This is a genomic window from Chloracidobacterium sp. (genome assembly GCA_016711345.1).
In the GTDB taxonomy this organism is placed as follows: Bacteria; Acidobacteriota; Blastocatellia; order Pyrinomonadales; family Pyrinomonadaceae; genus OLB17.
Genome location: JADJTD010000001.1, coordinates 96,325 through 111,274, shown reverse-complemented (window position 1 = coordinate 111,274; position 14,950 = coordinate 96,325). Strand labels below are relative to the sequence as shown.

At 49.3% G+C, this 14,950-nt stretch carries 14 protein-coding genes; 13 read left to right on the top strand and 1 reads right to left on the bottom strand.

The window, feature by feature from the left end; genetic code table 11:
* Positions 1-2: 2 nt before the first annotated feature.
* The 13 genes from IPL32_00515 to IPL32_00455 all read left to right on the top strand — a co-directional run bounded on the left by IPL32_00515 (position 3) and on the right by IPL32_00455 (position 14,386).
* Entirely contained in the window at positions 3-209 is a 207-nt protein-coding gene (locus IPL32_00515; GenBank protein MBK8464288.1) for a hypothetical protein, read from the top strand.
* Positions 210-416: 207 nt separating this feature from the next.
* Positions 417-1,088, top strand: a complete 672-nt coding sequence (locus tag IPL32_00510) for a methyltransferase domain-containing protein (protein ID MBK8464287.1) — start codon at positions 417-419, stop codon at positions 1,086-1,088.
* Positions 1,085-1,894 (top strand): DUF4198 domain-containing protein, encoded by an 810-nt coding sequence (locus tag IPL32_00505; protein MBK8464286.1) that lies wholly within the window; start codon positions 1,085-1,087, stop codon positions 1,892-1,894. The genes IPL32_00510 and IPL32_00505 overlap by 4 nt, the downstream gene beginning before the upstream one ends.
* 13 nt (positions 1,895-1,907) lie before the next feature.
* Positions 1,908-2,714 (top strand): DUF4198 domain-containing protein, encoded by an 807-nt coding sequence (locus IPL32_00500; GenBank protein MBK8464285.1) that lies wholly within the window; start codon positions 1,908-1,910, stop codon positions 2,712-2,714.
* Positions 2,715-2,721: 7 nt separating this feature from the next.
* Entirely contained in the window at positions 2,722-4,116 is a 1,395-nt protein-coding gene (locus IPL32_00495) for a sigma-54-dependent Fis family transcriptional regulator (protein ID MBK8464284.1), read from the top strand.
* Positions 4,117-5,238 carry a hypothetical protein gene (locus IPL32_00490; GenBank protein ID MBK8464283.1) on the top strand — a complete coding sequence of 374 codons (1,122 nt, stop codon included), beginning with the start codon at positions 4,117-4,119 and terminating at the stop codon, positions 5,236-5,238.
* A gap of 575 nt (positions 5,239-5,813) precedes the next feature.
* Positions 5,814-7,199, top strand: a complete 1,386-nt coding sequence (locus tag IPL32_00485; GenBank protein MBK8464282.1) for a TolC family protein — start codon at positions 5,814-5,816, stop codon at positions 7,197-7,199.
* Positions 7,200-7,205: 6 nt separating this feature from the next.
* On the top strand, positions 7,206-8,702 hold the full coding sequence (locus IPL32_00480; protein ID MBK8464281.1) for an efflux RND transporter periplasmic adaptor subunit: 1,497 nt from the start codon (positions 7,206-7,208) through the stop codon (positions 8,700-8,702).
* A 15-nt stretch (positions 8,703-8,717) separates the two neighbouring features.
* A complete protein-coding gene (locus IPL32_00475; protein MBK8464280.1) occupies positions 8,718-9,512 on the top strand; it encodes a cation transporter in 795 nt (264 codons plus the stop codon).
* A gap of 31 nt (positions 9,513-9,543) precedes the next feature.
* The gene (locus tag IPL32_00470) at positions 9,544-12,651 is read left to right on the top strand and encodes an efflux RND transporter permease subunit (GenBank protein MBK8464279.1); all 3,108 of its coding nucleotides are present in this window, start codon (positions 9,544-9,546) and stop codon (positions 12,649-12,651) included.
* A gap of 2 nt (positions 12,652-12,653) precedes the next feature.
* Complete coding sequence (locus tag IPL32_00465) at positions 12,654-12,953, top strand: P-II family nitrogen regulator (GenBank protein MBK8464278.1); 300 nt, start codon at positions 12,654-12,656, stop codon at positions 12,951-12,953.
* Positions 12,954-13,174: 221 nt separating this feature from the next.
* Complete coding sequence (locus IPL32_00460; protein ID MBK8464277.1) at positions 13,175-14,071, top strand: cation transporter; 897 nt, start codon at positions 13,175-13,177, stop codon at positions 14,069-14,071.
* Between the two features lie 159 nt (positions 14,072-14,230).
* Positions 14,231-14,386: a hypothetical protein gene (locus tag IPL32_00455; protein ID MBK8464276.1), complete on the top strand. Its 156-nt coding sequence runs from the start codon at positions 14,231-14,233 to the stop codon at positions 14,384-14,386.
* Here IPL32_00455 and IPL32_00450 read toward each other — a convergent pair.
* A complete protein-coding gene (locus IPL32_00450) occupies positions 14,366-14,797 on the bottom strand; it encodes a DUF2911 domain-containing protein (protein MBK8464275.1) in 432 nt (143 codons plus the stop codon). The genes IPL32_00455 and IPL32_00450 overlap by 21 nt on opposite strands.
* Between the last annotated feature and the right edge of the window lie 153 nt (positions 14,798-14,950).

Below are 14,950 nucleotides of genomic sequence, written 5' to 3'. Positions count from 1 at the left end.
CTATGATGAATCGAAATGTCTTTGTTTTGGCTCTCCTCGCGGCTGTTCTGGTCGTTTTCGCTGTCCACTTTATGGACTTTCCAGGAAGCGTGCCGAATTTTGTGAGGGCCAGCGGAGGAGGTGTATTGCTAGAAGTTAGGCCATCCTTTTCAGAAGAAGAGATATATCAGAGCCTCGCGGGTTACGGAGAGGAAGGGCGTCAGAACTAAGCTTTTAGAAACTTGACGGTTGACCTGGTTTTACCGCTCAGCGTACTGCCATTTCTCTTGCTGTTTATGTTGAGAGCCGTCAATCGCCTCTCTCTTGGCGGTGTCATCCGAACGCTTTTACTTTTTCTGCCTTTTGTTTATGTGATTTTACCGACAGGCGTCATTTGAAATAGTTGGTTACGAATTCTAAGAAGGTCCGTGAGCAAAATATTGAAACCAGAAAATTACATTCCGGCTCTAAGTTTTGATTGGCTTACACCTTTCTACGACCCGGTTGTCCGTTTGACCACGCGTGAGGAGATTTTCAAAAGGGCTTTAGTAGAACAAACCGGGATTGAAGCTGAACATCGCGTCCTCGATCTCGCTTGCGGCACTGCGACGCTTTCTATTTTGCTGAAAGAAAAACAACCGCAGGCCCAGGTTGTCGGAATTGATGGTGATGCAAAGATCTTGGAAATCGCAAAAACGAAGGTGCGTAAGGCCCGTCTTGAGATTCAGTTCGACGAGGGCATTTCGTTTGAGTTGCCATACAAGGACGAATCGTTCAGCCGGGTTACTTCCAGCCTTTTCTTTCATCACTTAACGCGGGAAAATAAGGCGAAAACACTAAGCGAAGTAAGACGTGTGCTCAAGCCAAATGGCGAGTTTCACGTCGCGGACTGGGGACTCCCCTCTGGTTGGCTAATGCGCGGGTCGTCGTATTTGATCCAGCTTCTGGACGGTTTTGAAACGACCGCAGATAGTTTCGATGGTCTATTGCCGCAGTTGATGGCAGAGGCCGGGTTTGCTTCGATAGAAGAAACGGCTCATTTCAACAGCTTGTTCGGGACAATCAGATTGCACAAATGCAATAGGCAAGTCATCCTGGAGGATAAATGAAAACAAAGATCACCTTTTTTGCCATGGCCGTGGTTTTGACGGCCCTCTCCGTTTTTGCTCATGACCTTTTCTTAAAACCTACCAGCTATTTTGTAAAGGTTAACGAGAAAATCACGATCAGCGTTATGAACGGAACGTTTCAGAAAAGCGAAGGCGCGGTTACATTTGCGCGTTTGACCGATGTGAGCGTCATTGCACCTTCGGGCAAGCGTTCGAATCCGGTGGAGACCGATTTTACTAAAAATGAAACAACTGCCTTCCTAAATCTTGTGCCGACTGAGGCCGGGACTCAGGTAGTGGGTGTCTCTACCAGTTGGCGTGAGAACGCTCTTGCGGCAAAAGAATTCAATGAGTACCTGCCCGCCGAAGGCATTCCCGATATTTTGGAAAACCGAACACGTGACGGAGAGCTCGGTAAGGACGCACGTTACCGTTATTCGAAATATGTCAAAACGATCTTCCAGGTGGGCGATAAAACAACCGATAGTTTCAAGACCATTCTTGGGTATGCCGTCGAAATGGTGCCTCAGCAAAATCCTTATATGCTAAAGAAAGGAAGTGCGCTGGATATTTTGTGTCTCAAGGACGGCAAACCGCTCGCCGGCCAGATCGTTACAACCGGTTATGAGATAGCGGGCAGAATGCTGGGCGAAACCAGTGCCCGTACCGACAAGGACGGCATGCTCAAAGTCAAATTATCCGGCTCCGGCAAGTGGTACGCCAAGTTTATAAACATGGTAAAGATCGACGATCCGAAACTAAATTACGAATCCAAATGGGCGACCCTGACTTTTGAAATCAAGTAGAGAGGAAATCAAAATGAAAAAACAAACAATCTTTGCATCTATTTTATCGCTGTCGCTGGTCGCGTCGATCTTTGCACACGATCTGTTTCTTAAAACAGATAGCTATTTCCTGAAGCCTAACTCGAACTTTACCGTCAAGGTGATGAACGGAACGTTTCTAGCAAGCGAGGGAGCGGTTACGTTCGCCCGGCTAAACGACGTGAGCGTCGTTTCAGGTGGAAATCGTGTGCATCCGAAGGAAGCCGACATTACCAAAGACGAGACGACCGCGTTTCTGAACCTGACAACCGGAGCGGCGGGAACCTATGTCGTCGGGCTTTCAACTAAGTCCCGCGAAATCGCTCTAAAAGCGGCAGAATTCAACGAGTATCTCCGTGAAGACGGTCTACCCGACACTCTGGAAGAACGCCGCAAGACGGGAGAACTCGAAAAGGATGCAAAAGAGCGTTACGCAAAGCATGTCAAGGCGATTTTGCAGGTTGGCAAAGCTCAGACTGATGATTACAAAGCTATTCTTGGCTATCCCGTCGAACTCGTCCCTCAGCAGAATCCTTACAAGCTTAAAAAGGGTGACACGATGGAGGTCCTGTGCTTGAAGGACGGGAAGCCGCTCGCTGACCAAGTCGTTCTCGCTGGTCGCGAGGAAAGCGATAAAATCAAAACGTCACCAGAACTCAGAAGCGACGCGAAGGGCATTGTGAAGTTGAAACTGGACGGTTCAGGGAAGTGGTATGTCAAGTTTATCAACATGAGCAAACTCGACGATCCAAACCTAAACTACGAATCAAAATGGACAACGCTTACTTTTGAGATGAAATGATCAAAAAATGAAAGAAGCGAACGCCAAAATTTTGCTAGTCGATGATGATGATTCGCTGCGCCGTGTCCTTGAATTCCAGCTTTCGGAGGCCGGGCATTCTGTCGTAAGCGAGAGTGACGGCAGGGAAGCGTTGAAGTCGTATTCCGCAGAAGACTTTGACTGCGTGATAACCGATTGGCGAATGCCGAAAATAACAGGGTCGCAATTGGTTCAGCAGGCGACGGCGATCAACAGCGAAGTGCCCATCATTGTTATTACCGCGTTCGGAGATGTCGATACAGCGGTCGAAGCTATGCGCGGTGGGGCTTTTGATTTTATTACCAAGCCCTTTAACCGTCAGGAAATTCTGCTTACAGTCGAGAAAGCATTAAAATACGGCCGAGCCTTAGCGGAAAATAGACGGCTGAGACGTCAGATCCACGAAGACTTTCGGATCGAGAACGTTATCGGAACATCTGACAGGATGCTTCAAGTTTTTGATCTGGTTGAGCGGGTGTCAAAGACAAGCGTAACGGTTTTGATCGAAGGCGAGTCGGGGACCGGAAAGGAATTGATCGCGAAAGGTATACACTTTTCCGGCACGCGCAAAAGTAATCGGTTTATTGCCATCAACTGTGCCGCCATACCGGAAACACTAATCGAAGCTGAGCTATTCGGATATAAAAAGGGAGCTTTCACCGGTGCGGTTGGAGAATCGAAGGGTAAATTTGAGGAAGCTAACGGCGGCACCTTATTCCTTGATGAGATAAGCGCGATGCCTCTCCAGTCGCAAACAAGGCTTTTGAGGGTTCTACAGGAGCAGGAAGTGACACGCCTGGGCGAAAATACCCCGCGAAAGATAGATGCTCGAATAATTGCTGCCACCAACGAAAACCTGCCCGATCTTATAAAAGAAAACGCTTTCCGCGAGGATCTTTACTACCGGCTCGCGGTAGTTCCGATCACGATTCCGCCGCTGCGTGAACGCCGCGAGGATCTACCGGTCTTGACCGAACATTTTGTCACGCGATCCGCCTCGAAACATGGTATGAGGCCGCCAAAGATTGCGCGCGACGTTTTCAAGGTATTTTTCGATTACCCTTGGATGGGAAATGTTCGCGAGCTTGAGAATCTGGTCGAAAGAATGGTGGTACTTTCCGACGGCGATACTCTAACTCTCAACGACGTCCCCGAAAGCGTGAAAAACCCTTTTTCAACAAAAGGGGAGTTGTGGTTTGACCTGCCTTTCGAGCCGATAAATCTAGAAGCCCTAGAACGGGAAATTATACGTAGCTCGCTTCTCAGGCATGACGGAAATCAGTCACAAACATCAAAATATTTAGGTATTACTCGAAGCGCCCTTATATATCGGATACAGAAGTACGATTTAGACGAGTCGGGTTCCAGCATTTCGGACGACTAAATGGATACGCAGACCTTCAATATCATCTCCTCTCGAAACCGCCTGTATGTATGGATCGTCATTGCCGTGGTGATCATCCTCATTACCGTCCTTCACTTTCTTACGCCTACTGATCAGATCGTTTGGCACGAGATATATCAGCGGATCTACTACGTACCGATCATAGCTGCCGCTTTGATATTTGGTCTCAGAGGTGGGCTCGCGGCATCTCTTTTTACAACCATCATTTACTCGCCACATGTTTATTTACATTGGCAACACGGACATTTTGATTACTCTATTAACCAATATGCCGAAATCGTGATCTTCAATCTCGTTGGCGGAATAATGGGAGCTCTGGGCGACCGTTTAAGAAAGGCCAGAGAACGGGCTGAAAGAAATGCTGAGGAGAAACGAAAGGCGTACGATGAACTGCAAACAACGTTCCAACAGCTACTTCAGGCAGAGAAACTAACCTCGCTCGGAGAACTTTCTGCGGGAATCGTTCACGAGGTTCGAAACCCACTAGCGTCTATCAAAGGGGCTATAGAAATATTGGAGGATGAACTGACTGTTGACAGTCCTCGGCGTGAGTTTGTGGGACTGGCAAAAGGTGAAATAGATCGGTTAGACCGGCTAGTGGGCGAGTTTCTTCGATTCGCACGACCGACCGAACCGTCCAAGACGCCGACTGATCTTAACGAGATTGTGGACTCAATCACAGGTTTGATCGAGAATCAGGCTGCATTACAGTCCGTTGCAGTGGTTAGAGATCTCCAGAAGAATCTTCCGCTGATTCTTGTCGATGCCGAGCAGATCAAGCAGGTGTTACTAAATTTAGCAATCAATGCTCTGCAGGCCATGTCCGAGTCGAACGGTGCCGACAAGACCCTTTCGTTTACAACTTTTCAGCTAGACAATAATTTTGTTGTCGAGGTCGCCGATTCGGGTTCCGGCATTGACCCATCAAATCTCTCAAAGATCTTCGACCCGTTCTACACGACAAAGGATAAAGGGGTAGGACTTGGCCTTTCAGTTGCCCATAAAATCGCGTCCCAACACGGCGGGAAACTAATTGCCCAAAACACCTCTAGTGGAACTCTATTTTCCCTAATCCTTCCAACCACGACAATTGCGCAATGAGTGCGGCAGTTCCTACTATGCGTTGTTGAGATTAGCCTATTACAACGACGTCAATAGCCCACCCTGAATAGCGGGCGGTTAAGATTCATGCGGCTATTGATTATATGAACTAGACAGACTAGTTAAAAATTTGAGAACATCAAGTCGTGAGAATCGTGACTTACATCTTTGTAGCGTATTTGCTTTTCCTTTCGGTACAGCCGTGTAAGGACAGCCTATTGCCACGAGACAACCAAGGTCATCCGGTTCAGAAGGTCGCCCACTTAGATCCGCTTTCGCAGGATACCGACAGTGATTCGAATGATGATTGTTCGCCTTTCTGTGTTTGCTCGTGTTGCGGAAGCAACCCTGCTCAAACGATTGTCTACTCGGTGGCTGTGACCTCTCCCAAAACCGTTGAGCACGCGAGTTCTGATTTTTCTCACTATAAAGCCCCTTACGAATCTACCCGCTCCTTCTCAATTTGGCAGCCGCCAAAAGCCTAACTCAAAACACCATTCATGCGCCTTTTTTGGCTAGCGTGCGAATCTTCGCGCCTAGCGGGCTAGCGGATTGTTTTTGAGATAGGTTTATAAATGTTTAGAAAATTAATGTATGTCGTCATTGCGACGGCTGCTACTGCGTATTCGCAGGATACTACCAGTGCAAACGCAATCGGTGTCGGCTCAGCCAACATCGTTTCAAGACCGGCCGTCGCTCCGGCAGAAAGACGATTGGTTATCCCGTTTGCCGAACGCTACTACAGTCAGGCGGACGGCATGTCCCTTGCCGAGATCGTGCGGCTTGCCATCGCCAATAATGGAAATATCAAGATCGCCCAACTTGAGATCGAAAAGGCCAGAGCTCGGCTTACCCAGGCTGGGTTGCGATCGAATCCGACGCTCGAAGTTGAGCAGTCAACCGGAAGAATCGTAGGTTCGCCCGGAGATCGTCTGTTGAGTGTTGGTTTTTCTCTGCCGGTTGATGTTTACGGGCAGAGGCAAAAGCGGATCGATCTCGCACGAGCGGAGATCACATTACGCGAAGCGGAACTTATAACTCGACAGCGTGAGGTCACAGGTCAGGTTTTTAATACCTATGCCGAAGCACTTGCCTCTCTTAAAGAATTACAGGTTTTGGACGACCTTCTGGAACTGGACACACAAACGGTTCGCTTTGTACAGACTCGGGTTAACGAGGGCGAAACCGCACCGCTTGAATTGAGTCTCCTGCAAACCGAGGTCGAGCGGCTTCGGGCACGACGAGAGATTGCAGACGGCAGCATCCAAACGGCGTTGACCAAACTGAAATTCTATGCCGGAATTGCTTACGACCAGCCCCTAAAACTCATCGAGGAAATTTCCGCAGCTCAGATTCCACAACTGCCAACAACAATCGAAACAGGCATCTCGGTTGCACAAAGGTCAAGGCCCGAATTGCGAGTTGCAGAGCTCGAAGAACAACTCGCGAGTGCTGGGTTTCGGCTCGTTCGTTCACAGAGTAAGCCCGATGTCACTGCGTATACGCGTTATACGCAAGGGCGGTCGAGTATCGATCTGCCAATTGGATCATTCCCGCAGAGTACGGATCGCAGTCTTACATTTGGCGTGTCAATCGGATTGCCGGTCTTTGACAAAAAACAAGGGGCCAAAGCTGAGGCCGAAATAGCAATACGCCAAGCACAGGAGAGGCGTTTATTTGCCGACGCGATAATTCGGAACGAGGTTGTTACTGCTTTTCAACGGATCGAGGCAGCAAAACGGGCATTGCGAACGCTTGAAACGGCAGTTATTCCGCGTTCTTTAGAAAATGTCGAAACCATTCGAAAGGTATATGAGCTAGGACAAATAAAGATCACCGACCTCATTGCCGAGCAGCGAAAATTGCTCGAAGCAAATCGAGATCTAACCGAAGCACTCACCTTACGATACCGCTCGCAGGCCGAGCTTTTCATCGCTATCGGAGCCAACTTGGAGAACTAAAATATTATGTCGGAATTAAATATAAATGAGCAGAATGAGCATCATGTCGGCGACGAAGCGGAACTAGACCGTCTCGAATCGAACCTTGAGAATGGCGGAGATCGTAACCCTGAAAGCCCGGCGGCTAAAGGATCAGTCGTAGCGTGGATAATAACCGCGGCGGTAGTCGGGCTCATAGCGATCATTGGAGTTGCGTGGATCGTTAACAAAAACTCCGCCAGCGGCGATAAAGCTGCCGCCGAGGAACATAAGGAAGAGTCGGGACATTCTGAGGACGAGAAGGGCAAAGAAGTGAAACTCGATCCGGAAATGCTCGCTTCTGCGGGAATCGTTACGGAAGCCGTCACCCAGCGACCTGCAATAGCAAGATTGATGGTTACGGGTGCGGTCGAATTGAATCCCGAGACAACCGAAATGGCGACGGCACTGGTTGGCGGCAGGATCGAAAAAGTTTTCTACGGTGTTGGTGACAATGTGCAGAAGGGAGCCGTGCTTGCCGTTATCTCGAGTCCGCAACTCGCGCAAATGCACGGCAAAATGCACGAAGCTAAGACGAAGTATGAGCTGGCCCAACGAAACCTTTCACGTGTACAAAAGGCCGAGAACCGCGTCGCAGTATTGCAGGCGAAAGCTCGACTGGACGAAGCCGACGCTACTTTGAAAAGGACAAAGCGGCTGGTCGAGCTCGGAGCAGGAGCGGGAAAAGATCTAATGACAGCCGAGACAGCGCAGAGAACCGCCAAAGCGGATTACGATTTTCAATCCAATATTGCTCTAAACAAAGAATTGCAGGAAGCACAGGCTGAGGTTGAAACCGCCAGGGTTGATCTTAAACATATAGAGGACGAGTTACGCTCGCTCGGCGTTCCTGTCGAATCGAACAAACCCGACGATCATCGTAGCGATACATCGCTCGTTTCCTTAAGATCCCCACTTTCCGGTGTCGTCACCGAAAGAAAATTCAATTCCGGTGCAGGTATCGAGGCGGCAGTTCCGATCTTTTCTATTTCAAATCTCGGCACTGTTTATGTCATCGCAAATGTTCCAGAGGCGAACATGGCGAGGCTTCGGGTTGGTTCCGTTGCGGAGATCACGTCGCCTGCTATCGGCACGGTCAGCGGACGTGTTTCATACATTGATCCGCAATTAGACGAGACAACCAGAACCGGACGTGTTCGGCTTGAGGTTCCAAATGCTCAGGGCAAATTACGGGCTGGAATGTTCGCGGAGGTTGGATTCTACTCGGGAACAAATGAAGCGACAGGCGAGGAACTCGTTGTGCCTTCGGGCGCAGTACAGCGAACGGCCGACAAAACGATAGTATTTGTTCCACGAGACGATGAACCGGGAGCGTTTAAGGTCCGAGAGATCGAGGCCGGAGCCGATATCAACGGCTATACAAAAATCATCGAGGGTTTGAAACTCGGAGAAAAGGTTGTCACAAAAGGCAGCTTTACGCTAAAGACACAGCTTGAAAAGGGTGCGATGGGGGACGATCACTAACGCGCAGGACGACAAATGGAAAAAACGATCTTTCAGATAAATGGGATGGATTGCCCCTCGGAGGAGAATTTGGTGCGCGTGAAGCTCGACGGAGTGGCGGAAATCAGACATCTCGACTTCGACATTCCCAATCGGCAGTTGACGGTTTTTCATGACGGACAGCTTGATCAGATCGAGTTTCGGATAGACGAGCTTGATCTGGACAGCAAGGCAATTCGAACCGAGGAAGCGGTCGACGCTTCTTTTGTAGACGACCACCGAAGCCAGCGGAATTTGTTATGGATCGTGCTGGCGATCAATTTTGGCTTCTTCGCGATTGAAATTACTACCGGCCTTATTTCCGGCTCGATGGGACTAATCGCCGATAGCCTCGACATGCTTGCCGACGCATTCGTTTACGCCATCAGTCTTTTCGCGGTAGGTGGAACAGTTGCGAGAAAGCGGAATGTCGCAAGGCTCGCCGGATATTTCCAGATCAGCTTAGCCGTGATCGGTTTCATCGAGGTCATTCGAAGATTTATCGGTGTCGAGGAAGTCCCTGATTTCCTCACCATGATAATTGTTTCGACGCTGGCCTTGGCGGCGAATGGCTTTTGCCTCTATTTGCTTCAAAGGTCGAAAAGCAAAGAAGCCCACATGCAGGCGAGTACAATCTTTACCTCAAACGACGTGATCATCAATTTAGGCGTCATCACGGCAGGCATTTTGGTCAGCCTGTTGGGATCGAACAAGCCTGACTTGATCATCGGGACAATTGTTTTTGTTGTGGTCGTCAGGGGTGCGCTTAAGATCTTGAAGCTCGGAAGATGATTTGCAACTGACCTAAGTTGCTACAAGAATTATGATCAACGCACTTATAAGATTCTCCATTGCTCAAAAGCTGATCGTTCTTTTGCTAGTCGCGATCATGGCGGCGGCGGGAGCGTACAGCCTCATAAATTTACCGATCGATGCCGTGCCTGATGTCACCAATGTTCAGGTTCAGGTGTTGACCAATGCGCCAAGTCTTGCGCCGCTGGAGATCGAACGGCAGATCACCTTTCCGATTGAAGTTGCGATGTCGGGCATACCGGGCGTCGAAGAAATTCGTTCGGTTTCCAAGTTCGGCATATCGAACGTAACTATCGTTTTTGAAGAGTCGACCGATATCTATTTCGCACGCCAGCTAATTCTCGAACGCATGGCGACCGCTCGCGAGAATATTCCGCCTAGCATCGGTTCTCCCGAAATGGGGCCAATAGCTACCGGCTTGGGCGAGATCTACCAGTACGAAGTTCGTGCGGAACCGGGAAGCAATTATACGGCGACGGATCTCAGGACGATTCACGACTGGAATATTCGCCGACAATTGATGGGCGTTCCGGGTGTGACGGAAGTCAATTCGCACGGCGGCTACGGCAAACAGTTCGAAGTCCGACTGTCTCCCGAAAAGCTGCAATCATATGGATTGACGCTAAGAGATGTTCACGATGCGGTCATGGCAAATAATGGCACGGTCGGCGGTGGTTATATCCAGAAAGGAGCGGAGCAATATCTGTTACGAGGCGTCGGTCTTGTCGAAAAGATGGACGACATCACGAATATTGTAGTCAAAACTGGAAAAGAGGGAGTTCCGGTCTTCGTCCGCGATCTTGGAGAAGTCGTCGAAGGGCAGAGCATCAGACAGGGTGCGGTTTCAACGAATGGCGAAGGCGAGATCGTGTCAGGTATGGCGATCATGCTAAAAGGCGAGAACTCCCGAGTTGTAGCCGAAAGGGTTAAAGCAAAGATCGAAGAGATCAAGATGACCCTACCCAAGGGCGTCACCATCGAACCATTTTATGACCGAACGTCGTTAGTAAAACGTGCGATCTGGACAGTCGAAAAGAATCTGCTGGAAGGAGCGGCACTCGTGATCTTCGTTTTGTTATTGCTGCTTGGCAACTGGCGCGGTGCCTTGCTGGTTGCGACCATAATTCCACTTTCGATGCTCTTTGCGGCGATCCTGATGAGAATATTCAACGTATCGGGAAACCTGATGAGTCTCGGCGCGTTGGATTTCGGATTGATCGTTGACGGAGCGGTCGTGATGGTCGAGAACGTGGTTCGTCGCCGTGCCGAAGCTCAGCATGAAAAATCTCGCGAGCCGCCCGAACGTACGATTCTCGAAGCATGTCTCGAAGTCGCCCGACCTGTGGTTTTCGCCGTGGCGATCATCGGCATCGTTTATCTGCCGATCCTCAGTCTTCGCGGTATCGAGGGCAAGATGTTCGTTCCGATGGCTTTGACGGTGATCTTTGCTCTTCTCGGTTCGCTTATTCTTTCTCTGACATACGTTCCAGCGATGCTTGCATTGATACTCAAGGGCAATGTTTCGGAATCGGAAAGTTTTCTCATCCGTTGGGCGAAGCAGATCTACCGACCGTCACTTGCGTTTGTAATGAAGTTCCGTGCACAGGTACTCGCGATCGCGGTTACTGTGGTCGTAATTTCGGGAATTATCTTTCCGTACCTCGGCGGCGAATTTATACCGCGTCTCGATGAAGGCGATATTTTGGTCGAAGCAATAAGTTTGCCGAGCGTCTCTCTCGATCAATCAATGGTAATGACGACTGCCGTTGAAAAGTCACTTAAGGTCTACCCAGAGGTTAAGACGATAGTATCGAAGTGCGGGGCTCCGGCAGTCGCGACGGATTCGATGAGTTTGAATCAGTGCGATGTATTCGTGATGCTCAATCCGATCGATGAATGGAAGTCTGGTTGGTCCAAAGAAAAATTGATCGAGGAAATGTCTAAAAAGCTCGAAGCGGAAGTTCCAGGTGCAGCGTCTTTCGGTTTCATGCAGCCGATTGAGATGCGTGTCAACGAACTTATCGCCGGAACGCGTGGCGATGTTGCGGTAAAGCTTTTTGGCGACGATCTTCAAATACTCGCGGACAAGGGCGAAGATATCGAAAAGGTCCTGGCCGCGATAAATGGTGCAGAAGAAACAAAGGCCGAGGTAACTACCGGTTTGCCGCAATTGCAGATCAAGCCGGACCGGGCGGCGATAGCGCGATACGGGATCAATGTCGAAGATGTTAATGAACTTGTCGAAGCGATCTTTGCTGGGAAGAAGGCGGGCGAGGTCTTTGAAGGCGAGCAACGTTTTGACATTGTTCTGCGTTTGAACGAAGACGCAAGTAAGTCTGTCGAGTCAGTTCGAGGATTGATCCTAACTGCTCCGAACGGTCAGCGTGTACCGCTCGCACAGGTTGCCGATATTGCACTGGTCGAAGGAGCGGCGCAAATATCGCGTGAAGCCACTCGGCGCCGGATCGTTGTCTCCACGAATGTCCGTCAACGCGACATTGCCAGTTTCGTAACTGAGGCAAAGGAAAAGATCGGTAAGGAAGTGACACTTCCGCCCGGATATTATTTGCAATGGGGCGGAGCCTTCGAAAATCTGGAAAGGGCAACCAGTCGCTTGTTGATCGTGGTGCCGATAGCGTTGTTCCTGATCTTTGTGATGCTATTTTCGACGTTTGGTTCGGCGAAGCAAGCATTGATGATATACACCGGAATTCCGTTTGCAATCGTCGGAGGAGTAGTGGCTCTGGCTTTGCGGGGTATGCCATTCTCGATTTCTGCAGGCGTCGGCTTTATCGCACTATTTGGCGTTGCCGTTCTAAACGGTGTTGTGATGGTCAGTTTTATCAACCATCTCCGCGAAGAAGGCAAGTCCGTCCTTGACGCCGTGAAAGAAGGCTCGATGACGCGTTTGCGTCCGGTTTTGATGACGGCGTTGGTTGCCAGTCTCGGCTTTATCCCGATGGCATTGGCAACGTCTGCGGGTGCCGAAGTTCAACGTCCGCTTGCGACGGTTGTGATCGGCGGACTGATAACGTCAACGTTGTTGACACTTTTAATACTGCCAACGCTTTACGCATGGTTCGAGAAGGATGTCGAGGGCGAATTTACGGAGGAATAACAGTGAAACTGATAATCGCAATAGTGCGGCCTTTTACGGTGGAGAAGATCGTGACAGCCTTCGAGAACATCGAAGGCTTTCCCGGAATGACCTTGATAGATTCCGAAGGATTTGGCCAACGAATGCGTACCGGAGCATACGACGCACTTGATCCATTCAAGGCGAACAAACGAATTGAGATCGCGGTGAATGACCAAATGGCCGACGATATCGTTGCGGCAATCAAGAACAACGCTCACACAGGCAAAAAGGGCGACGGCATAATCATGGTCGTTCCGATTGAAGCCGCAACGTTGATTTGAGTTGGAGAAAAATGTATCTGGACCCGCCATTTCGAATACTAGCTGGAGCCGTGATCGGAACCGGGATGATTCTGCTCATCGCTTGGTTACTGCCATTTTTGACGAGGCGAGGAATCCGAACATATCCAAACGAGAAGATAGAGCGTCGATAGAGGCGTAAAGGGCGGCTAAAGGCTGAAAAAAGGCGCACGACTCGAAGGTACAGATTCTGAATTGAAAATATGGGACACGGACACACACACGAAATATCGGCGGCAGGGCGGAATAAGAAACCGCTAATGATCGTCTTTTGCCTAACGTTCTTTTATTTGATCGTCGAGGTAATTGGCGGATTTTGGACGGGCAGTTTGGCGTTGCTTGCAGATGCCGGGCATATGCTGACAGATGTTGCGGGCGTCGGTTTAGCCTTGCTCGCCATACGGTTTGCTGAAAAGCCAGCATCACCCGAACGTACCTACGGCTACTATCGCGTCGAGATCCTCGCGGCGATGACGAATGCGATCATCCTGATCTTTATTTCGATCTACATCCTTTACGAAGCATACGAACGCTTCAAAAACCCGCCCGAAGTGCAGAGTGCGGCGATGATCGGCGTCGCATCGATTGGGTTGGTGGTCAATATTGTCGGTATGGTTATTCTGCGTTCCGGCTCCAAAGAAAGCCTGAACATGAAAGGCGCTTATTATGAGGTTCTTTCAGACACGCTTACGTCTGTCGGAGTAATAATCGCCGGAATAATCATGCTCACGACCGGCTGGTATTATGCCGATCCGTTAATTTCGGCGGGAATCGGCCTGTTTATCTTGCCGCGAACGTGGGCTTTACTAAAGGATGCAGTCGCTGTCTTGCTCGAAGGTACGCCGTCTGACGTAAACATAGCCAACGTGCGAGACAAACTTTCAAAGATCGAAGGCGTTGCCGAGATTCACGACCTTCACGTATGGTCGCTTACATCGGGCGTAAATGCCTTGAGCGTCCACGCCGTGCTTGCCGAGGGAGCCGAACACGACGACGTTCTGCAACGTGTCCACGATTCATGCACGAGCGAGTTTAAGATCTCACACCTAACCGCCCAAACCGAACGCGAGGGCTTTGCGTGTCACGAGACACATATCTAATAACGAAAATGGAGCAAGAAACAGACTTCTTTCATCTTTTTACTCAACATCAGTTCATAATTTTCTTAGTTGTAAGCCTGCTGATCATTTCCTTCTTAGTAGGAATAAGCGTTTTCATCGGAAGGCATGCCGAGAGAAGGAGCAAAAAGGGAGGACAATATGAACCCCGAAAATAATCAGGTATTGTCTTACGACATTACCAACGAGCTAATTATAGCCGATTCGTTCGTTGTTAGCGGCAAGTTCAATTTGGCCTTCTATCACTTCGGACGAGCCCACGCTGTCAGTACGGCCTCACAACTCACGAATCGGTAGAATACATCTGGACTTTTCGTGACGAAACCACACCTGAAGGGCTACACGCTCTTCGGCTAATGCTTGTAGAAACAAAATATTTGACTTTTTGTTTTGTTCATCGACCCGCTGAATGGTGCATTTCAGTCTGACCACCTCGTCACCTCGCTTCATACTACCCATTGTTTTTCCAAAGTAAGTCATCGCAACTTTTCGAATTACAATAAACGGCGTCGTATTTATGTCGACCCTATAAATCTGATACATCCCTTTTTCGACTATCCGATCGCCAATTCTTATTGGCGACGAAACGTGAAATTCTCCTTCTTTGTCGATACCGATTGTTTTTTCCTTTTGGGCAAAACCTGGAATTGAGAACAAGATGACGACGGCGATGGAAACAGCAAATCCTAGAAACAATTTTACATTCATGTACCTCACCTCTTTATTGGATGAAACTACTTCTAAAATACTCGAGCTACATCCACACCAAACATTTTTATCAAAACGTAAAAATAAGCCTTCCTCTTATCTAGAGACAATACCTGTGCCACGCAGATAGTCTTGTGCGCACCGTTTGTACTT

Coding starts and splice junctions, on each gene's coding strand:
- IPL32_00485 (MBK8464282.1), top strand. CDS start 5,814: ATGTTTAGAAAATTAATGTATGTCGTCATTGCGACGGCTGCTACTGCG.
- IPL32_00505 (MBK8464286.1), top strand. CDS start 1,085: ATGAAAACAAAGATCACCTTTTTTGCCATGGCCGTGGTTTTGACGGCC.
- IPL32_00455 (MBK8464276.1), top strand. CDS start 14,231: ATGAACCCCGAAAATAATCAGGTATTGTCTTACGACATTACCAACGAG.
- IPL32_00470 (MBK8464279.1), top strand. CDS start 9,544: ATGATCAACGCACTTATAAGATTCTCCATTGCTCAAAAGCTGATCGTT.
- IPL32_00495 (MBK8464284.1), top strand. CDS start 2,722: ATGAAAGAAGCGAACGCCAAAATTTTGCTAGTCGATGATGATGATTCG.
- IPL32_00460 (MBK8464277.1), top strand. CDS start 13,175: ATGGGACACGGACACACACACGAAATATCGGCGGCAGGGCGGAATAAG.
- IPL32_00480 (MBK8464281.1), top strand. CDS start 7,206: ATGTCGGAATTAAATATAAATGAGCAGAATGAGCATCATGTCGGCGAC.
- IPL32_00475 (MBK8464280.1), top strand. CDS start 8,718: ATGGAAAAAACGATCTTTCAGATAAATGGGATGGATTGCCCCTCGGAG.
- IPL32_00490 (MBK8464283.1), top strand. CDS start 4,117: ATGGATACGCAGACCTTCAATATCATCTCCTCTCGAAACCGCCTGTAT.
- IPL32_00515 (MBK8464288.1), top strand. CDS start 3: ATGATGAATCGAAATGTCTTTGTTTTGGCTCTCCTCGCGGCTGTTCTG.
- IPL32_00450 (MBK8464275.1), bottom strand. CDS start 14,797: ATGAATGTAAAATTGTTTCTAGGATTTGCTGTTTCCATCGCCGTCGTC.
- IPL32_00500 (MBK8464285.1), top strand. CDS start 1,908: ATGAAAAAACAAACAATCTTTGCATCTATTTTATCGCTGTCGCTGGTC.